Genomic DNA, 20,032 nt, shown 5'->3' with positions numbered 1-20,032 from the left:
TCTGGAGTTCGGCATGTCCGGAAGACGTTTTGCGCCCCAGCTCGCCCTCGTCCTGGCCGCGGTGATGGCCGTGACGACGGTGCAGGCCCTGCCCGCCGCGGCGGACGAGCCCAGCTTCGTCCACCTGCCCGAGCTGCAGCAGGAAAAATCCGTGCCCGGCGGTCCGGTGCCGGTCCGGCCGTTGCCGGTCAACGCCGTCGACGAGGCGCTCGCCCGGCCGCGTCCGGAGGCGAAGTGGCCGGGAGCGGCGAGCGCCGAGACGACGGCCCCGAAGGCGCAGGCGCGCTCGGCCGCGCCCGGCTTCCGGCAGGCCGGCTCGCTGCCGGTCGCGGTGGCCGTCGACGCCCCGAAGGCGCAGGCGCGCTCGGCCGCGCCCGTCGGCGAGGCGAAGGTCCGGGTCGAGACGCTGGACCAGGGGCCCGCCGAGAAGGCCGGCGTCACCGGTCTGGTCCTGGCGGTCGAGGACGCCGGGGGCGCGGCCGGCCGGTCGCTGTCGGTGCGGGTCGACTACCGCGGCTTCGAATCGGCCTTCGGCGGGGACTACGGCTCGCGGTTGAAGCTCGTCCAGCTGCCGGACTGCGCCGCGCGGACCCCGGAACGCCCGGAGTGCCGCACGGCGACCCCGGTGGAGACGGTGAACGACACGGCTTCCCGGACCGTCACCGCGAAGGTGGCCTTGCCCGCTCAGCAGCAGCGTTCGGCCTCGCGGGTCATGCTGGCCGCCGCGGCGGCGCCTTCCGGCGCGGGCGGCTCGTTCGAGGCCACCGGGCTGTCCCCGGCCGGTTCCTGGTCGGGCGGCGGGTCGAGCGGTGACTTCACCTATTCGGTGCCGCTGCGGGTGCCGCCGCCCAACGCCGGGGTCGCCCCGAAGCTGGGCCTCGGGTATTCCTCCGGCACGGTCGACGGCCGCACCAGCGCGACGAACAACCAGGCCGCGGCCCCCGGCGACGGCTGGGAGCTGTCCGCGGGCGGGTTCATCGAGCGCCGGTACAAGGCCTGCGCCGACGACCTCGGCGGCAGCCAGGCCCAGCGCAAGACCGGTGACCTCTGCTGGGCCACCGACAACGCCGTCCTGAGCCTGAACGGCGTCTCGGCGGAGCTGGTCCTCAAGGACGCCAAGGCCGGCCTGTGGGTGCCGAAGCACGACGACGGCTCGCGGATCGAGCACCTCACCGGCGCCACCAACGGCGACGACAACGGTGAGCACTGGAAGATCACCAGCAGCAACGGCACGCAGTACTTCCTCGGCCTCAACCGGCTTCCCGGCTGGAGCGAGGGCAAGCCGGAGACCCGCTCGACCTCGACCGTGCCGGTGTTCGGCAACAACAACGGTGAGCCATGTGCCAAGACCGCGTTCGCGGATTCCTGGTGCCAGCAGGGCTACCGCTGGAACCTCGACTACGTCGTCGACCCGAACGGCAACGCGACGACGTACTACTACGAGCCCGAGACGAACTTCTACGGCCGGGACATGGCCGCGGACAAGCAGACCTCCTACGTCGCGGCGAACAGCCTCCGCCGGGTCGAGTACGGCCTGCGCTCGGACGCGCTGTTCGCGCCGGCGCCCTCGCGCGTCTGGTTCGACACCGCCGAGCGGTGCCTGCCGACGAGCACCTTCGCCTGCAACGCCGGCCAGCTGACCAAGGACACCGCGAAGAACTGGCCGGACGTGCCGTTCGACCGGATCTGCGCGGCCGGCGAGAAGTGCGAGAACCGGACGTCACCGGCGTTCTTCAGCCGCAAGCGGCTGGTCAAGGTGCTCACCCAGATCCGCCGGGACGACGTCACCGGCGCCGCGCAGTGGCGCGACGTCGACGCGTGGACGCTGCGGCACGAGTTCCCGGACACCGGCGACGGGCTCTCCCCGGCGCTGTGGCTGGCCGGGATCACCCACACCGGCCTGGCCGGTGGCACCGACTCCCTGCCCGAGATGAAGTTCCACGGCCTCTCGATGCCGAACCGCGTCGCGGCCGGCGACGGCCTGCCGCCGATCACCCGCTACCGCGTCGAGCGCGTGCAGAACGAGGCCGGCGGGATCACCGAGGTCAAGTACTCGGACCGCGAATGCGTCTGGGGCTCGGCGATGCCCGCCAACCCCGAAACCAACGGCAAGCTGTGCTTCCCGAGCTGGTGGCTGCCCGAGCACGGCTACGACGCGGTGCTGGGCTGGTTCCACAAGTACGTCGTCAAGGCGGTCACCGAGGACGACCGGACCGGCGGCTCGACGTTGAAGAAGACGGCCTACGACTACCTCGGCGACGCCGCGTGGCACTTCGACGACGCCGACTTCGGCGAGCCGGAGCACCGGACCTGGTCGCAGTGGCGCGGGTTCGGCGAGGTCCGCACGACCACCGGCGAACCCGGCACCCCGCAGACGGTGACGGTCGAGCGGTTCCTGCGCGGCATGGACGGCGACCGGCGGCCCGGCGGGACGCGGCAGGTCGCGGTCGAGGACTCCGAGGGCGGCAAGGTCACCGACGCGGACGTCCTGGCCGGGTTCACCCTCGAATCCCAGTCCTACGACGGCGGCAAGCTGGTCTCCTCGTCGGTCAAGGTCCCGTGGCTGCACGGCCCAACGGCGACCGCCGGGGACGACAAGGCCTACATGACGAACGTCGAGACCACCCGCGGCCGGACGCTGCTCGGCGACGGCACCTGGCGCCGCACGGAGGTCAAGAACTCCTTCGACGCCCACGGCAACGTCGTCGGCGTCGACGACGCGGGCGACCTCGCGGTCACCGGCGACGAAACCTGCGCCCGCACCGAGTACACCGCGAACGACACCGCGTGGATCCAGGACCGCCCGGCGAGCGTGCGCACGGTCGCGCTGCCGTGCTCGGCCGACGAGAACACGCCCGGCAAGCTGATCGGCAAGGTCCGGCAGAGCTACGACAGCCTCGCCTCCGGCGCCGCGCCCACCAAGGGCAACCTGACCGCGACCGAGCGCTGGACCGGCACCGAGTGGCAGCTGACCCAGGGCACGACCTACGACGACCTCGGCCGTCCGGTCAAGGTGGTCAACTCCGCGGGTGACGAGGTCAAGTCGGCCTACGAGCCGGGCCCGGAGTTCGGCGTCCGCAAGGTCACCAAGACCGACCCGCTCGGCTACACCGCCGTGACGACGATGGACCCGGCGCACGGGCTCACGACGTCCGACGAGGACATCAGCGGCCGCCGCGCCGACATGGAGTACGACGCGCTCGGCCGGCTCGTCCGCGCCTGGGCGCCCGGGCAGTCCAAAGCGGACAAGAAGGACCCGACCAGCACGTTCGGCTACCGGTACCGGACCGACGCGCCGACCATCGTCACCACGAGCTCCCTGCGGGAGAACGGCGGCTACACGACGTCGTACACGCTCTACGACGGCCTGCTGCGCGAACGCCAGACGCAGCTGCCCGCCGTCGCGGGCGGCCGGATCGTCAACGACTGGTTCTACGACTCCCGCGGTCTCCAGGCCAAGGTCAACGGCTCGTACTACAACGACCAGCCCGCCGGGGACGCGCTGCTCGGCGTGCTGGACAACGCCGTGCCGAACCAGACGGTGACGGAGTTCGACACCCAGCAGCGCGAGACCGCGGTGATCTTCCGCAAGCTCGACGTCGAGCAGTGGCGGACGAGCTCCAGCTACGCGGCCGACCGCGTGACCACCGTGCCGCCGCTCGGTGGGACCACGACGACGGTCATCCGCGACGTCCACGGCAACGCCGTCGAGAAGCGGCAGTACCACGGCCGTGAGGCGACCGGGGACTACGACTCGACCAAGTACCAGTTCGACGTGCGGGGCCTGATGACCGCGCTCGTCGGGCCGGACAACGCGAAGTGGACCTCCGAGTACGACCAGCTCGGCCGCAAGGTCGCCGACCACGACCCGGACACCGGGGACCGGCGCTACACCTACACCGCGCTCGACCAGCTCGACACCACGACCGACGCCCGCGGGGTCCGCGTCCGGACCGAGTACGACAAGCTCGGCCGCCCGGCCGCGCAGTTCGAGCGGCCGGCCGCGGACGCGCCCGAGGCGACGGTGGCGACCTGGTCCTACGACAAGGTCAAGCGCGGCACGGTCGACACGTCGACCCGGAACGCCGGCGGCAAGGCCTACACCAAGCAGGTCGTCTCCTACGACGCGGCGAACCGGCCGACCGAGACCAAGGTCGTCATCCCCGACGGTGAGGGCAAGCTGACCGGCAGCTACTCGTTCAAGACCTCCTACGACACGAACACCGGGCAGGTGACGTCCCGCACCCAGCCGGGCGCGGGCGGCCTGGACCCGGAGCTGATCAGCTACTACTACAACGACCTCGGGCTGCCCACCGAGACCCAGGGCGCCGACACCTACGTCCCGGAGCACCTGTACTCCAAGTACGGCGAGACGCTGCGGCTGACGCTGGGCACGGGCGGCAAGAAGGTCTACACCTCGATGTTCTACGAGGAGGGCACCCGGCGCCTTTCCGGCGTCGACGTCCAGCGCAACCTCGAGAGCGGCGCGTACCTGGCCAAGCGCAGCTACGGCTACGACCCGGCGGGCAACATCACGAAGCTGGCCGACACCTCGCCGGGCTCGCCCGGCGACGTCCAGTGCTTCGGGTACGACCACCTCAAGCGGATGACCAGCGCGTTCACGCCGAAGAGCGGGAACTGCGGCGAGCGGCCGTCGGTGGCCGGGCTGGGCGGGACCGCGCCGTACTGGCACGACTACGCCTACGACAAGGGCGGCAACCGCACCTCCGACGTCGAGCACACGGCGGCGGGGGACACCACGCGGACCTACGCCTACGGCGGCCCGGACGGCGCCCAGCCGCACACGCTCCGGACCGTCACCCAGACCGGCCCGACGGGCACGGCGAAGGACGAGTTCGGCTACGACGCGACGGGCAACACGACCGGCCGCAAGGTGTCGGGGTCTTCGCAGACCCTGGAGTGGGACGCCAGCGGCCGCTTGGCGAAGCTCAAGGAGCACGACGGGCGCGAGTCGTCGTTCGTCTACGACGCCGACGGCGAGCGCCTGATCAAGCGCGAGTCCGGCATCACGACGCTCTACCTCGACGGCATGGAACTGGTCCTGCAGAACACGACCAAGGACCTGACCGCGCGGCGCTACTACGACCACGGCGGCTCCGCCGTCGCGGTGCGGACGTCCGGCCCGGGCGGTGGCCTGTCGTGGCTGCTGGGCGACCACCAGGGCACCGCGTCGATGACGATCAACGCGTCCACTTTGGACGCGAAGTCGCGGCAGGCCGACCCGTTCGGCAACCCGCGGGGCAAGCAGCCGGCGTCCTGGGCCGACGACAAGGGGTTCGTCGGCGGCACGAAGGACGGCAGCGGCCTGACCCACCTCGGCGCCCGCGAGTACGACCCGGTCACCGGGCGGTTCGCCTCGGCCGACCCGGTGCTGGACGTCGACGACCCGCAACAGCTCAACGGGTACGCCTACGGCAACAACTCGCCGGTGACGAACTCGGACCCGAACGGCCTGTACTGGAAGACCGTCTCGGTGGCCCAGCGGACCGCCGTGACGACGGTCCTCTGGACGCTCTACTACGTCGGGCTGTTCATGCCGATCGTGATGTTCGTGGCCGTGACCTACTGGGTCGTCCAGGTCTTCTACTACCGGATCTGGATCGACCCGCCATGGACCGGCGGTGGCGGCGGCGCGGGCGCGGGTGACACGAAGCAGCAGGCGCTCAAGGACGCGGGCCTCAGCCAGGCGGAGTACGAGGAAGCCAAGAAGGCCGCGGCGGACAAGCGCAGCTGGATCGACGTCGCGATCCAGGTCGGCGGCGACATCCTGCAGGAGATCATCGGCGTGAAGGGCGTCGTCGACAACTGCATCAAGGACTTCAACCTGGCCGGCTGCGCCTGGGAGATCCTGACGTCGCTGCCGTGGGGCAAGGTCCTCAAGGGCGGCAAGATCGTCGACAAGATCGTGTCGGCGTTCAAGGACACGCTGACGTGGATGAAGCGCCGCGACAAGGCGGCGTCGGACCTGCGGCGGGTGGAGGAGGCGGAGGAACGCCTGTCGAAGGTGACGGGGTGCAACAGCTTCGCGCCGGGCACGCTGGTGCTGATGGCCGACGGCAGCCGTCGTCCGATCGACCAGGTCCGGCTGGGCGACCGGGTGGTGGCCACGGACGTCGAGACCGGCCGGAGCACGTCTCGCGAGGTGGTCGCCACGATCATCGGGCAGGGGTGGAAGCGCCTGGTCGAGATCACGGTGACCGGCCAGGCCCCGATCGTGGCGACGGCCGGCCACCCGTTCTGGGTCCCCGCACAGCGCAGCTGGGTGGACGCGGAGGACCTCCACCCTCGCGACACCCTGCTGGCGGCGAACGGCGCCACGGTGACGGTTTCGGCGGTCCACGAGCTGACCCGGCCGGCCCGGGTGCACAACCTGACCGTGGACGAGGACCACGTCTACTACGTGACGGCGGGCGACGCGGATGTCCTGGTGCACAATGCGCCGAAGGGGGGCGGCGGCGACAACTGCGGGTACACGCCGGCGCCCAAGTCGATCCCGGGGGTCAAGGGCCTGCAGCCGGCCAAGCCGAAGACGGGCGTCCAGGGTGGCGGCGGACTCCGCAAGCGGTGGAAGGACAGCAAGGGCAACATCTACGAGTGGGACTCCCAGCACGCTGAGCTGGAAACCTACGACAAACGCGGACGGCACCTCGGCCCGGTCGATCCGGCCACCGGCGATCCCATCCCCGGCAAGGGCCCGGTGCCGGGAAGGACGGTGGAGCCGTGAGCTGGTTGGTCGAGGCCTTTCGCGAGGACGACGAGACTCTGGAGTGGGAGGTCGAGCTGCGGCCGGTCGCTCGCGAGGAGTTGGAGCGGGCGCTGAGCCTGCCGGACTTGTCGGTCCCGGCGTCGTACCCCTTGAGTGCCGAGCAGGTCACGGTCGCGCTGGGTTTCGCGGTCACATCGCCCGACCCGGCGCCGGCCCTGGACCCGCGCCGGCTGGCGTTCTACCTCAGCGAGGTGGCGGACGAGGTGCCTGCCGTCGAGACCCGGTGACCGGTTCGGCTGCGGGCGACCTGCTCGCCCCGGAGGAGATCGCGTTGCTGGACCGGGCGCTGCTGGAGTGGGGCGGCCCGGCCCGGTGCAGCGACGAGCTGGCGGTCGGCATGGGGTTCGCGGGTTTCGCCGACCTGCTCACCCAGTGCGAACGGCTGCGCGGGGCGTTGCGGGAGGGGACCCCGCTGGCCCCGGTCGACTGGGCGCGGGTGCTGATCGCGACGGAGATCGTGTTCGTCAGCGACCTGGCGGGCACCGGCTTCGAGTGGCGCACGACAACCGGCTTCGACGACGGGGTGACGATCGGGCTGTTGCGGGGGATCCAGCGGAAGCTGGGGAAGGTGGTCCGGCCGTACTACGGGAAACGTCCGGCCTGAGGGGCCCGGCCGGCGGTCCGGCACGCTGACCGGTGGAGGAGACGCGCTGTACCGTCTGGTCGACGGGAACCAAAGGAACCTGCTCGTCGAGGCCGAAGAGCTGGCGGGGTTCTTCGTCCCGCCGGGTGAAGATGCATCGGAAGTCGTCTTCCTCGGGGCGAGCTGGACTGTCGAGCGTCCGCGGCAGGTGGAGGACGCGGTTCTCGAAGTGGTGAACGCGCGGCGGGACAAGATCGGCGAGTACCTCGTCGGACGGGTGGTCTTCGGTGACTCCGCTGCGAAGCGGGTTGCGTTCCGTTTCTTCGGGGAGCGGTGTGAACATCCCGAGGCAGCCGGGATCTGGCGGCGTTGGGCCTCGGAGCCGCCGCTGCCAACCGATGAGTGGCTTCGTCTTCCGGCCGGTGACCACCGGGCCTGGCTGCACGTCGTGCAGAACTCGTGGTTCGCCACCGGGCACAGTGCTGCTCGGTACGGAGACACGGAGGTGATGACCCTGAACGGCGCCTCGACCGTGACGAAGGCCGGCTTCTACTGTGCGCTGGGTGAAGCGGCCAACGGCCCGGGCGGCTACTTCGGGTCGAACCTCGACGCGCTCGCCGACTGCCTCCGCTCCGGTCCGGTCGGCAAGCGGCCGGCCCGGCTTCTGTGGAACGACTTCTCCTCGTCCGAAGAGGCGTTGGGGACGGAGTTCCTCAACGCCCTCACGGCCGTGCTGGAGGAGTTCGACGTGGTCGTCGAGGCTCGGTGACCGGTTCGGCGCTGGGCGACCTGCGGAAGGTGGTCCGGCTGTCGTGAGCTGGCTGGTCGAGGCCTTTCGGGAGGACGACGAGACTCTGCAGTGGGCGGCGGTACTGCGGCCGGTCGCCGGGAGCCGGACCTGGATCCGGGCGGCTGGCGTTCCACCTCCGCGGGGTGGCTGATGAGGTGTCGGCTGGATGAGAACGGGGGCCACACCCTCCTGGACAGCTTGATCGTGTCCTGGCAGCGGCACGTCGCGAAGCTGCGCGGGGATCTCGACCGTCCGGACGGTGACCGGACGGTCGAGGGTGCGCACGACTACCTCGCCGCCTTGTTCGCGCGTGACGCGGTCGCCGACGGGCTTGGCGTTGTCGGCGCGGAGATGTCCGGGCAGGACGTGGTCGATGTGGTCGACGAGGAGTTCAGGTCGTTCACCGAGCCGGACGGCAAAAGGCTGCTCGCGCACATCGACGACGCGGTCGAGCCGGGTGCGGGCTGGTGGTGGACGAGGGTCCCGGTCCGCGGTCCGGCACGCCGGGAGATGGACACGATCGTGCGGAACCTGAGCTGACCGGCCGGGGCGTCTCGCATACCGTCTGGTCGACGGAAGCTGCGGATGAAGGCCTCTCACCGCCGGCTGCGGGTCCCGATCGTGAGGGCTCGCGCCCGTTCGCCGGAGTTTCCCTGCTCGATGCGGTCCGCCAGCCAGGTGCGGTGGACGATCACCGTGTGGCTGCCGGGGCCGTCGCCGCCCGTGGTCAGGACCGTGTGAACGCCGCAGAAGCCGCACGGCCGGTGGAACGACGCCAGGTCCTCGGGCCGGATGCTCAGGCGGACCCACGCGGGAGGCACCGTGGCGCGGACCCGCCGGCCCGGCATGAGCGCCAGGCTCGCGGTTTCGAATCGATCCATGACAGCGCGATCCTCGCCGACGTCGGCGTCGAAGTACAGCGCGTTGACCTTGACCCGAGGTCAAGGTGGACGCTGCCCTCATGACCACCACCCCCTGGACCGGCCTGGTGCCGGTCGACGACACGGCCCTCGCGGTCACCGACACACGCGGTGCCGGCCGGCCCCTCGTCTACCTCAACGGCTCCTACGCCGGCCAACGATCCTGGCGGCGGGTGATCGCCGCGCTCGGGCCCGGGTGGCGGCACGTCACCTATGACGAACGGGCTCGCGGCCGGTCGAAGCGCTCGGCCGACTACTCCTTCGAGGCTTGTGTCCGTGACCTCGACGCCGTGCTCGAGGCGACCGGTGTCGACCGGCCGTTGCTGGTCGGCTGGTCCTACGGGGCCGCGCTCGCCGTGCACTGGGCCGACCGGCACCCGGAGCGGGTCGCCGGGGTGGTCTCGGTCGACGGGGCTGTCCCGTGGGGGTACACCGGGGAAGAGGACCGGGAGAAGATCCGGCGTATCTTCGGCAGGATGCGGATGTTCCTGCCGCTCGCGCGGCCGTTCGGCCTGGCCGCCTCGATGAGCGCCGCCCAGCACGCCGAGATCGGCATCGAGATCAACGAGATCTGCGCCGCGCTCGAACCGCTGCTGGACCGGCTGTCCTGCCCGGTGCGTTTTGTCTTCGCCACGGGCGCGAACCTCGGTGGTGGCGCCGAAGAGATGGAGCAGATGCGCGCGTCCCTCGACCCGGTGCTCCGCCGGAACCCGAACCTGCGGGTCAGCGCGAAGGTCGGGAGCAACCACACGCAGATCCTGCGCAAGGACTTCCGGGCCGTCGCCGCGGCCGTGCGGGAGACCGCCGGGGGAACGCCGAGCCGATGACCGACGGGGTGACCATCGGCCAGGCGGCCGCCTTCGCCGGCGTCACGATCAAAACCGTGCGGCACTACCACAAGCTCGGCCTCGTCGACGAGCCCGAGCGCGACAGCTCGGGCTACCGCCGTTACCGGTCGGCCGAGCTGCTGCGGCTGGTGCGGGTCAAGACGCTGGCCGCGGCCGGGGTGCCGCTGGCCGACATCGCCTCCCTGCTCGACGCCGACAGCATGGCCTTCGCGGCCACGCTCGTCGACGTCGGGCGGCGCCTCACCGACCGCATCACCGAGCTGACCGCGCAGCGCGACATGCTCCACCGGCTCACCTCCGGCGACCGGACCCTGTTGCCCGACCGGGCCGTGGCGATGCTGGAGGGCATGCCGACCCTCGGCTTCTCGGCCCACGACGTGCAGACGGCCCGGGAGTCCTTCGTGCTGGCCAAAGCCCTGGTCCCGGACGGCTTCGACGACTACCTCAGCGACATCGAGCAGGCGTTGCACGACCCCCGCTTCGTCGAGCTGGCCACGCGCAGCGCCGAGGTCATCGGCTGGGAGCCGGACGATCCCCGCGTCGCCGCACTGGCCGCGGACATGGCCGAGCACTACCTCGCCCACCCCGCGCAGCTGCGGATCGTCACCGGCCTGCAGGCCCGCACCGAAACCGTGACCCGCTACCGGATGGTCGCCCACCACGGCGAAGGCCCGGACACCGCCGCGGCCCGCTTGGCCTCGCTCGTCGAGAAGAAGCTCCGCGCCGCCGGGATCGCCCTCCCCGGAACGGAGCCACGCTGAACCGGGCCCCGGGGTCGGGTTTCGTCGTGAGCGCGGCGGGATCGGGTGCCGACGAGCCAGCCGGTCAGTGTGTCGAAAACGCGGTGGCCGAGCCGCCGGCCGGCCCGCTCGGGCACACTGGTGCTCCGGCTTCGTCCGAGCGCAGGGAGGCGTGATGGTGGGGGAGTTGCTGGACGTGGTGGCCGCCGGCCTGGCCGCGGGAGCGGCGGCCGGGGCGAAGGACACCGCGTCGCTGGCGGTGAAGGACGCCTACGCGGGCCTGCTCGGCGGGCTGCGCCGGCGGTTCGGGGCGAAGGTGGCCGAAGAGCTCGAAGAGGCGGCGAAGGACGACTCCACGCCGGACCGCGAACAGCGGATCCGCGCCGAGCTGGCCCGCGCGCTCGACGGGACGGCGTTCGCGCCCGAGGACGAGCTGGTCACCGCCGCCCGCACGCTGCTCGACCGGGCCGGGGGCAAGTACACCGTCGACGTCCGTGAGTCGCAGGGTGTGCAGATCGGCGACCACAACTCGATGACGCTGAACCTCGGCCCGCGACCGCCGCGGTGACCGAGCCGGGCCCGCCGCCGGTCGACGCGCGGTACGGGCAGGGCGTGCAGGTCGGGGACCACAACACGCAGCACATCCACCTCCCGGCCGACGGCAGCGGCGCGGCCGTGACCACGATCCACGCCGACCACGGCGCCGAGGTCTTCGTCGGCCGGGCGCCGGACCTCGAGCGGCTGGCGGCGGTCCTGGCCCCGGCCGCGTCCGGCGCCACCGGCGTGGTGCAGGGCATGGGCGGGATCGGCAAGACCGCGCTGGTCCGGCGGGCCGCGGCGGCCGCGGTGGCCCGGGGCTGGTTCCCCGGCGGCGCGGTCTTCGTGACCCTGCGCGGGTACGACCCCGTCGCGGAGAACCGGATCCCGCCGGGCCGGGTGTTCGCGTCGGTGTTGCGGGCGCTGGGTGTGCCGGCCGCCGGGATCCCGGCCGACGCCGCGCAGCAGCCGACCGCCTACCACCGCCACCTCGACCTCCTGGCCGCGCGGGGCCGGCCGGTGCTGCTGGTGCTGGACGACGCCGCGGACCCCGGCCAGGTCCGCGATCTGCTGCCCACGCCCTCGGCCGCGCGCACCCACCGGGTGCTGGTCACTTCGCGCGACACCCTGCCGCTGCCCGGCGCCGACCGCGTGGCGCTGGACGTGCTGCCGCCGGATGAGGCCACGCAGCTGCTGCGCGCCGTGCTGGACGAGCGGGCCCGGAGCCGTGGCCTCGCAGCCGATCCCCGGGCCGCCGCCGAGGCCGACGCGGTGGCGGAAGTGCTGCGGTGGTGCGGCCGGCTGCCCCAGGCCGTGGTGATCGCCGCGGGTGTGCTGGCCGAGGAGCCGGAGCTCACCGTCGGCGAGGTCGCGGCCGACCTGGCCGACACGCGGACCCGGCTGGCCGTGCTGGACGACGGCGCGGGCGGGGTGCACGCCGCGTTCGTGGCGTCCTGGCAGCGGTTGCGCGGCCGGGACCCGGAGGCCGCCCGGCTGCTCTGCCTGCTGACCGTCGCGCCCGGTCCCGACGTCGGGCTGCCGGCCGCCGCGGCGGTGCTGGGGACGGCCGAGGCGGTCGCGCGCACGCGGCTGCGGGTGCTGACCCGCACCCACCTGCTGCTGGGCGGCCCGCGGCGCTGGCGGTTCCACGACCTGCTGCGCCTCGACGTCACCGGGCACGCCGTCGCCGATCTGGGCCTCACCGAGGCGCAGCTGGCCGCCGCGACCGGCCGCGTGCTCGACCACTACGTCGTTGCGACGCGGGCCGCGCTCGTCTGGCGGGCGACGGTGCGGTCCCGCGCCGCGGGTCCGCCGGACGGGCCGTTCACCGGCTGGGACACCGCGCTGGCCTGGCTGGACGCCGAGCAGGCGTGCCTGGTCGCCGCGGTGGCCGCGGCCGGGGAAACCGAGCGGCACCAGCAGGTCGTGGAGCTGGTCTCCGGCCTGACGGGGTTCCTGTCCTGGCGGCGTCAGGTGACCGACTGGGTCGCCGTCGCGCGGATCGCCGACCGGTCGGCCCGCCGGTTGCGGGACCCCGTCGCGGCGCTGCGGGCCATGGACAACCTGGCGGCCGCCCTGATCGAGGCTGGCGAGTTCGAAGAGGCTCTCGACATCCTGAATACCGCCATGCTGGCCGGCCGGATCCTCTTCGACGACCTGGCGCTCGACGGGCGGATGTGGGACGACACGGGCCTGGCGTTGCAGGGCCTGGGTGACTCCGTGCGGGCGGCGGGCTACCACCACTACGCGGCCGACCTCTTCCAGGAGCTCGGCGACCGGCGCAGCGAAGCCTCGGCCCGGAGCAACACGGGCACCGCGCTGGCGCACCTGGGGGATCAGCCGGGGGCTTTCGACGCGCACACGGCCGCGATGACGATCTTCCGCGATCTCGGTGACCGGCCCGCCGAGGCGATGGCGGCAGGCAACGTGGCCATCGTCTTTCACCGGCTTGGTCAGCGAGGTGACGCGATCCACCTCTTCCGGGCCGCCGCCGCCATCTTCGAGGAGGTCGGCGACCTCCGCAGTGCGGCGCGGACCTGGCGCAACCTCGGAGTGGTGTACCGCGAGGCGGGCTGGTTCGCCGACACCGTGAAAGCGTTTGCCGCGGCCGCCATGACCTCCGCGAAGATCGGTGACCGGCGAGCCGAAGTCCGGGCGTGGCGGGAAGTGGAACGCCTCTGCGTCGCCACCGGGCGGCCGGACGACGCCCGGTTCGCCGCGGAGCGCGCGGGCCCGGCGACCGAGACCGACGAGCCGATCCGCGGCCTGCGCGGGTGGCGGATCCGCGTCGAGCTCGAAGACGGGCCGGTGCCGTAGGGCGGTTCGGGTCGTTCGCCGGATTCCGCCGTCCCGCGAATCGAATTCGTCGATGGCCGCCGGTGACCGTGGCGGATCCGCCGGGGACGGTCCACGGTGGAACGGGCGCCCGGCGCCGGAATCCGATGTCCACAAAGGTGCCGTCCGTTTCCGGGCTCCGTCGGCGAACAGTGTGGACACGGAATCCGGAGCAGCCCGATGGTGACGACGAACGGGAGTAGTGGGCCCGAAGCGCCGGTTCCGGTAACCGCGAAGCCGTCGGTCAAGTCCTTTCGAGGTAACGATCGCCCACGTCGAACAGGTGCTGTTCACCCTCCGTACGCGATCGGGCGAGAGCGGTTACTCAATCGCAACCTACGCGACACGCTCTGGCTCTGGTCCTGGGTGGCCCGCTCCGGTTAAATTGTTTCCGGAGGAACCTACGGTGGTGTTCTAACCATCGGCGACCAGTTCTATGATTATTGTTTCGCGTGGCGAAAACGCCGCGTTGTCGTCCGACCCGTCCAGAACGCGTGCGGACCGGGCGAAAACGTCTCGGACGATTTTTCGATTAATCGTTCCGAAAACCACCACTCCTGTTGTCAAGGCGGAATTCCCGCCTCCTCGAATCGACCCTCCGGCCGGTCCGGGCGCCGGCCGGAAAGCAAGCATCGGGGAATGGTCGGCCCCTGGTTTTCCGGGCCCTGACGGAGAAGACCGCGGTCCGGCCGAGCCATTCGGCCGTGCCGATGCACGGTCATTCGCGAGGGAACCGCGACGCTAACGCGAGTTGAACGGCAGGAGAACTTCATTCATACGTCAGGTGACGGATGTCTGACTTCCTCGTGCCGTGAAGCATGGGTCGACGGAGCTTGCCGCTCCGGACCGCGAGGCCGAGGAGGGGCGATGTCCCGTGCCACCACCGTTTCCACCGCCGTGATCTTCGTACTGGCCCTCAACCTGCGGCCGGCCGTGACCAGCCTGGGCGCGGCCCTTCCCGACATCTCCGTGGCCGGCTCCCTGGTCGCCGCCGTCCTCGTCGCGCTGCCCCTGTGGGCGATCGGCCTCGGCGGCTGGGCGACCCCGTGGCTGAGCGACCGCGTCGGCACCCGCCGGACGGTCACCGTGTCCCTCATCGGCCTGGCGGCGTCACTGGCCGGGCGGGTCCTCGGTGGACCGGTGCCGCTGCTGGTCGGGACGGCGCTCGCGTGCCTGTCCATCGCCGTGCTCGGCACCATGCTTCCGTTGCTGGCCCAGGGATCCGCCGCCTACCCGCTCGGGCTCGGGCTGGGCAGCACGGCCGGGGCACTGATCACCCCGGCGGCGGTGCTGTCGTCGTCGTGGCGGATCGGCCTGGGGCTGTGGGCGTTCTCGGCCCTGCTGGCCCATCGGCTGTGGCTGCGCACCCCCGGCGAGTTCGTGGCGCCACAGCGGACTTCCGGGCCGGTGCGGGCCACCGCCCTGACCCTCCACTTCGGACTCATCTCGACGGTGACCTTCCTCGTCATGGGCTGGCTCCCCGGGATCCTGCGCGACGCGGGCGTCTCACCGGCGACCGCGGGCGCGTGCCTCGCGGTGTCGATGGCCATGGGGCTGCCGATGATGTGGCTGGTCCCGGGCTGGACGCGCCGGTGGCGGAACCAGACGGTGCTCGTGGTCCTGCTGGCCCTGCCCAACGTCGTCGGCGTGACCGGGCTGCTCCTCGCCCCGGCGGCCGCGCCCTGGGTGTGGGCTGCGGCGACCGGCCTGGGCATGGGCTCGCTGGCGTTCGTCCTGACGACGATCTCGTTGCGCAGCAAGGACAGTTCACTCTCGCTGTCCGCGGTGGTCCAAGGTGTGGGCTACGTGATCGCCGGGTTCGGCGTGCTGGCGTGCGGCTGGCTGCACACCCACACCGGCGGCTGGTGGACACCGCTGCTGCTGGTCCTGGTGATCCTGCTCGGCCAGATGGTCAGCGGGCACATCGCGGTGTTCCAGCGGGCGACGGTGATCCCGTTCCCGCGCCGGTTCACGCTCCGGCCCCAGCGCGCCCTCCCCGAAGTGCCGCTGCGCCAGGACCTCCCCGAGGTGGGCGCGTGACGTCCACCTCGGACATACGTCACCGGGGCGGGGTGACCAGCTCCCGGACGGCCTCGACGACAACGCGCCGGCGGTCGGCTTCGGGGACGAGCCCGCGGACGTCCTCACCCTGGTTCTGCCACATGTTCGCGAGGGACAGGACCAGGGCGAGCAGCTCACCGGCGCTCCGCCGGTCCGTCACGACCCCGCGCCGCTGGGCGTCCGCGACGGCGGCGGTCTTATCGGCCATCGACTGGGCGACGATCGGCCGGACGCCGGTCCGGGCGTGCCCGCGTTCGAGCTGGTACCAGGTGACGAACCGCATGACGGCCGGGTTCTCGACTCCGGCGTCGTAGAGCAGCCCGGCGTACCCGGGAAGGTCGTCGGCATCGAGGGGGATCCCGGCTACGACCTGCTCGACGACGGCGTCGTAGACCGCTTCGAAGAGGCCTTCCTTGCCGTCGTAGAAGGAGTAGACGAGCCCGGCGCTGACCCCGGCCCGCGTGGCGATGCGGTCGACCCGGGCACCCCCGATGCCGTGCTCGGCGAACTCCGCGAGCGCGCCGTCCAGGAGCTGCCGCCGTTTGGCCTCGGGATCCCGTGTGCGCATGGCCCCACTATCCCTAATGAATGTTCAGTTGCCAAACGCGTGCCGCGAACCACCCCTCACGCGACGCTGCTGCCGCCCGACCCCCAGGCGACAGCAGCGCAAAACCGGCATTCAGCGAGGCAACCGCCCCGCCGCCACCCGCGGCCGGACCCGGGCCGCCGTGGGGACCGGCACTCCCGAGCCGCGCAGCGGGGCCGTCCGGTACTTGGCGACCCTGATGCGCAGGCCGCGGAGGTGGACCAGGTCGACGGCGAAGTCCAGGGCGGGCCGGTAGCCCACCGTCGGCTCGTCGGTCCGGCAGGGGCCCCCGATGTACACGAACTCGTCGTCCGAGTCGAACCACGGCTCCGACCACACGGCGGCGTCGCCGGCCCGGGAATCCTGGTGGCGCCCCCGGGCCAGCCAGTAGATCGGCAGCTTCATCATTTCCTTGAGCGTCTCGTCGAGGCCGGCGAGATCGGTTTCGGCGACGGCGAGCCCGTGGCCGCTCCAGACACGCGGCGCCCAGAAGTCGCCGGCGTAGGCGTGGGTGAAGCGGGCGGTGTCGCCGGACGCGATGACGGTCCACGTGGACACGGTGGTGAGGGTGGGCATGACGGCTCCCTGCGGTCGAGGCCCCCAGGACCGGGAAACCGTAGGAGCTTCCGTCCGCACGCGCATACCCCCGGTGGTACGCGCACATTGCGCCGACCGGCCGGATCGCCGCCGAAGTCCGAGGTCACCGCGTGTGCCCGTTTCGTCGCGCTGAAACAGCTTCACCAGAGATTCATCTGGCTCTCACCCGATGGAGGCCGAAGGTTCGAGCTGCCGTCGTTGCGGAGTTGCGATGTTTGCTGAATGGCCGCCAGTTCTTACCGAGCCCGCAGTGCCGTGTTCTCGTGGATGGGGTTGACGCGGTCCGGCAGCCGTTCGACCGGTTCGACACTCCGTCAGCCGGGCTGGAAGAAGGCGAGCAGCCGGCGGGCGGCGTCCGGGGACATCAGCAGCTCGTGCATGTCCGCCGACATCCGTGCGGCGGCGCCGGTGCGGTCGAACATCTCCGCCTCGTACTCCCGGACGGCGGCCGGGTGGTCGTCCGGGTGCGCGGCCAGCGCGAGGCCGAGCAGGGCGCCGTCGAGCAGGGCCATGTTCGCGCCTTCCCCGACCGCCGGCATCAAGTGCGCGGCGTCGCCGACCAGCGTGGCGTCCGGCGCCGAAGGCCAGGTCAGACCGATCGGGAGACTGGTGAGCGCCCGCGGCATGACCTCGTCGTCGCAGGCGGCGATCAGGGCGAGGAACCGCGCGTCCCAGCCGGCGAGCTGCCCGATCACCCAGGCTCGGGTCGCGGCCGGGTCGTCGAACGGGATCCCGCTCGTGGTGAGCCAGTCCTCGCCGGTGTTGTAGAAGTTGAGGCCGATGCGGACGCGGCCGTCGCCGTTGCGCTGCGCCGCCAGGGACTTCCCGTCGCCGAACACCCAGTAGTTGCCGCGCCCCACCATGGCCGCGAGGTCGGGGTGGGTGCGGTCGACGTCGGGAATGCCGAGCTCGACGGTGTTCTGGCCGAGGTGCGCCGGCCGCGCGTCGGTGAGCAGCTTGCGGACCCGGGACTGCGCGCCGTCCGCGCCGACCAGCAGGTCGTACGTCGTGCTGCGCCCGCCGGCGAAGTGCACCACGCCGTTCTGCGCGGACTCGAAGGCGTGCCCCCACCGGACCGTGCCCTCGGGAAGGGAGTCCAGCAGCAGGGCGCGCAGGTCGGCGCGGTCGACCTCGGGGCGGACGAGCGGGGCGTCGTCGGGCGTGTCCTCCTGCAGCAGCAGGGTGCCGTCCGGCTCGAGCAGCCGCATGTCCTGGCCTTCACCCCGGGCGATGGTGTGGAACTGCTCGATCAGGCCGGCCTCGCGCAGCGCCCGCTGGCCGGAGTGGATGTCGAGCATGCCGCCCTGGCCACGGGCTTCGCGCGACGACTCCCGTTCGTAGACGACGGACTCGATGCCGTGCACGTGCAGCACCCGGGCCAGGGCCAGGCCGCCCATGCCGGCTCCGACGATCGTGATGGTCATGGCTTCCCCCTCGATACGCTGTATTGGCAAATACAGCGTATCGCACCAGGCGCAGTATCGTCGCTGCATGGTGGTTTGGGAACGGCCGGAGCCGCCGGAGCGGCCGACACTGGCCCCGCTGAGCCGCGAGCGGATCGTCGCGGCGGCGATCCGGCTGGCCGACGCGGGTGGGCTGGAGGCGGTGTCGCTGCGCAAGGTCGCCGCCGAGCTGGACGCCGGGCCGATGCGGCTCTACGGCTACCTCGCGACCAAGGAGGAGCTGTTCGACCTGATGCTCGACGCGGTCCAGGCCGAGATCCGCCCGGCCGGCGACGGCTGGCGGGAGGTGCTGCGCTCGCTCGCCGAGGCCACCCGGCGGACCGTCCACCGGCACGAATGGCTCGCCGACCTGATCGGCGGCCGGCCCCAGCTGGGGCCGCACACGCTGGCCAGGCGCGAGGCGGTGCTGACCGCGTTGCACGACCTCGACGTGGTGGCGATCGCCCCGGTGGTCTCCGCGGTCGACGCTTACGTGATCGGCGCGGTGCGCCGGGAGGTCGCCGAGCGACGTGCCGAGCGGATGTCCGGGATGGACAAGAAGCAGTGGCAGTCGACGTTCGGGCCGTACCTGGAGCGCACGTTCGCGACGGGCCGCTTCCCGGCGCTGGAGACCTACGTCCGCGACGGCGCCCACCTCGACGCCGACGAGACCTTCCGCGCCGGCCTCGGCTTCCTGCTCGACGGCATCGAGGCCGGCCTCGCGAAAGGACCTACGGACGCTACTTCTCGGCCAGAACCCCGCTGACGTACCGCAGGTCGCCCATGCGCAGGTCGTCTTCCGTCAGCGGTGGCAGGCCGTTCGCCGCCAGGAGCTCGGCGACCGTGGATCCGCCCAGCGTCCAGCCGAGGCCGGCCAGGTACGGCGCCGCTTCGTTGCGCTTGCCGAAGTAGCGCAGCTTGGTCATGTCGGAGTCGAAGCTGTGGCCGCGGAAGCGTGCGGAGATGCGGTCCAGGCGTTCCTTCGTCTTCTCCTCGTCGCCCGGTTCCGGGTTGGGCCGGCTTTCGGTGGCCACCCGGCTGCCCGGCGCGCTGAGCTCGGTGATCGTCTCCAGCAGCCGGTCCTGCGCCTCGGGCGGCAGGTACCCCAGCAGGCCCTCGGCGCTCCAGGCGGTCGGGCGGGCCGGGTCGAACCCGGCGGTGCGCAGCGCGGCGGGCCAGTCTTCGCGCAGGTCGGCCGGGGCCACCCGCCGGTCGGCCGTGGGCTCGGCGCCGAGCTCGGCCAGCGCGCGGGTCTTGAACTCGACCACCGGTGGCTGGTCGAGCTCGTACACCACCGTCCCGGCCGGCCAGGGCAGCCGGTACGCGCGGGAGTCCAGCCCCGAAGCCAGGATCACGGCCTGGGTGATGCCCGCGCCCGCCGCCTCGAGGAAGAAGTCGTCGTAGAACTTGCCGCGGATCTGGGCCACGTCCACGAACGCCGTCCCGACCAGGTCGCCGGGCGCCTCTTCGCCGGTCGCGAGCCGGGTGAGGAGGTCGATGCCGACCGCGCGGACGAGCGACTCGGCGAACGGGTCGGCGAGCAGCGACCGGTCCACGCGGGTCGCGATCGCCCGGGCCGCCGCGGCCATCGTGGCCGTCGCTCCCACGCTGGACGCCAGGTCCCAGGAGTCACCGTCGTGCCGGGAGGAAGTCATCGCCCGCCTTCTTCGGAGCAGAGATGGAGGTGGGGGGGCGGGGGGGGGGGGGGGGGGGGGGGCGGCCCCCCCCGCCTCCCCGTCCCAAAGAGAGGTCGGAAAAGCGGGAAACCGGGGGGGGATGGCCCGTGGAGGGCCCAACCCTCCGCAGC

16 protein-coding genes are annotated in these 20,032 nt (G+C 72.1%); 11 read left to right on the top strand and 5 right to left on the bottom strand.

The annotated features are described in order from the left end of the window. Window positions 1-13: 13 nt before the first annotated feature. The 5 genes from ACZ61C_RS27795 to ACZ61C_RS27775 all read left to right on the top strand — a co-directional run bounded on the left by ACZ61C_RS27795 (window position 14) and on the right by ACZ61C_RS27775 (window position 8,700). Window positions 14-6,745: a colicin E3/pyocin S6 family cytotoxin gene (locus ACZ61C_RS27795; RefSeq protein ID WP_465310776.1), complete on the top strand. Its 6,732-nt coding sequence runs from the start codon at window positions 14-16 to the stop codon at window positions 6,743-6,745. Beyond that, window positions 6,742-7,014 (top strand): hypothetical protein, encoded by a 273-nt coding sequence (locus tag ACZ61C_RS27790; protein WP_465310775.1) that lies wholly within the window; start codon window positions 6,742-6,744, stop codon window positions 7,012-7,014. The genes ACZ61C_RS27795 and ACZ61C_RS27790 overlap by 4 nt, the downstream gene beginning before the upstream one ends. Then, complete coding sequence (locus tag ACZ61C_RS27785; RefSeq protein WP_465310774.1) at window positions 7,011-7,391, top strand: hypothetical protein; 381 nt, start codon at window positions 7,011-7,013, stop codon at window positions 7,389-7,391. Before ACZ61C_RS27790 ends, ACZ61C_RS27785 begins: the two co-directional genes overlap by 4 nt. A gap of 487 nt (window positions 7,392-7,878) precedes the next feature. Next, a complete protein-coding gene (locus ACZ61C_RS27780) occupies window positions 7,879-8,139 on the top strand; it encodes a barstar family protein (protein ID WP_465310773.1) in 261 nt (86 codons plus the stop codon). Between the two features lie 171 nt (window positions 8,140-8,310). Then, window positions 8,311-8,700: a hypothetical protein gene (locus ACZ61C_RS27775; protein WP_465310772.1), complete on the top strand. Its 390-nt coding sequence runs from the start codon at window positions 8,311-8,313 to the stop codon at window positions 8,698-8,700. Between the two features lie 56 nt (window positions 8,701-8,756). On the opposite strand, the gene ACZ61C_RS27770 is transcribed toward ACZ61C_RS27775, so the two are convergent. After that, on the bottom strand, window positions 8,757-9,041 hold the full coding sequence (locus ACZ61C_RS27770) for a hypothetical protein (protein WP_465310771.1): 285 nt from the start codon (window positions 9,039-9,041) through the stop codon (window positions 8,757-8,759). A gap of 80 nt (window positions 9,042-9,121) precedes the next feature. On the opposite strand from ACZ61C_RS27770, the gene ACZ61C_RS27765 reads away from it, so the two are divergent. The 5 genes from ACZ61C_RS27765 (at window position 9,122) to ACZ61C_RS27745 (ending at window position 15,579) form a co-directional block, all read left to right on the top strand. Continuing rightward, window positions 9,122-9,907, top strand: coding sequence for an alpha/beta fold hydrolase (locus ACZ61C_RS27765; protein ID WP_465310770.1), 786 nt, complete (start codon window positions 9,122-9,124; stop codon window positions 9,905-9,907). Continuing rightward, a complete protein-coding gene (locus ACZ61C_RS27760) occupies window positions 9,904-10,689 on the top strand; it encodes a MerR family transcriptional regulator (protein WP_465310769.1) in 786 nt (261 codons plus the stop codon). Before ACZ61C_RS27765 ends, ACZ61C_RS27760 begins: the two co-directional genes overlap by 4 nt. Window positions 10,690-10,843: 154 nt before the next feature. Next, window positions 10,844-11,236, top strand: coding sequence for an RIP homotypic interaction motif-containing protein (locus tag ACZ61C_RS27755; RefSeq protein WP_465310768.1), 393 nt, complete (start codon window positions 10,844-10,846; stop codon window positions 11,234-11,236). Continuing rightward, window positions 11,233-13,521, top strand: a complete 2,289-nt coding sequence (locus ACZ61C_RS27750; RefSeq protein WP_465310767.1) for a tetratricopeptide repeat protein — start codon at window positions 11,233-11,235, stop codon at window positions 13,519-13,521. Before ACZ61C_RS27755 ends, ACZ61C_RS27750 begins: the two co-directional genes overlap by 4 nt. Before the next feature lie 885 nt (window positions 13,522-14,406). Further along, window positions 14,407-15,579: an MFS transporter gene (locus ACZ61C_RS27745; RefSeq protein ID WP_465310766.1), complete on the top strand. Its 1,173-nt coding sequence runs from the start codon at window positions 14,407-14,409 to the stop codon at window positions 15,577-15,579. Window positions 15,580-15,598: 19 nt separating this feature from the next. Here the strand turns inward: ACZ61C_RS27745 and ACZ61C_RS27740 are convergent, their stop codons facing one another. From ACZ61C_RS27740 to ACZ61C_RS27730, 3 genes are all read right to left on the bottom strand, one after another. After that, window positions 15,599-16,168, bottom strand: coding sequence for a TetR/AcrR family transcriptional regulator (locus ACZ61C_RS27740; RefSeq protein ID WP_465310765.1), 570 nt, complete (start codon window positions 16,166-16,168; stop codon window positions 15,599-15,601). A 111-nt stretch (window positions 16,169-16,279) separates the two neighbouring features. Next, window positions 16,280-16,762: a hypothetical protein gene (locus ACZ61C_RS27735; RefSeq protein WP_465310764.1), complete on the bottom strand. Its 483-nt coding sequence runs from the start codon at window positions 16,760-16,762 to the stop codon at window positions 16,280-16,282. Between the two features lie 335 nt (window positions 16,763-17,097). Next, window positions 17,098-18,207 carry an FAD-dependent oxidoreductase gene (locus tag ACZ61C_RS27730; protein ID WP_465310763.1) on the bottom strand — a complete coding sequence of 370 codons (1,110 nt, stop codon included), beginning with the start codon at window positions 18,205-18,207 and terminating at the stop codon, window positions 17,098-17,100. Window positions 18,208-18,274: 67 nt separating this feature from the next. Between ACZ61C_RS27730 and ACZ61C_RS27725 the strand changes: the two genes are divergently transcribed. Beyond that, complete coding sequence (locus ACZ61C_RS27725; RefSeq protein WP_465310762.1) at window positions 18,275-18,991, top strand: TetR/AcrR family transcriptional regulator; 717 nt, start codon at window positions 18,275-18,277, stop codon at window positions 18,989-18,991. Here the strand turns inward: ACZ61C_RS27725 and ACZ61C_RS27720 are convergent. Then, window positions 18,966-19,880, bottom strand: a complete 915-nt coding sequence (locus ACZ61C_RS27720; protein WP_465310761.1) for an SAM-dependent methyltransferase — start codon at window positions 19,878-19,880, stop codon at window positions 18,966-18,968. The genes ACZ61C_RS27725 and ACZ61C_RS27720 overlap by 26 nt on opposite strands. Window positions 19,881-20,032 lie beyond the last annotated feature (152 nt).

It is taken from the genome of Amycolatopsis sp. NPDC104587, assembly GCF_055583645.1.
Note: the sequence above shows the minus strand (reverse complement) of the source record. Positions and strands in the feature narration are given on the sequence as shown.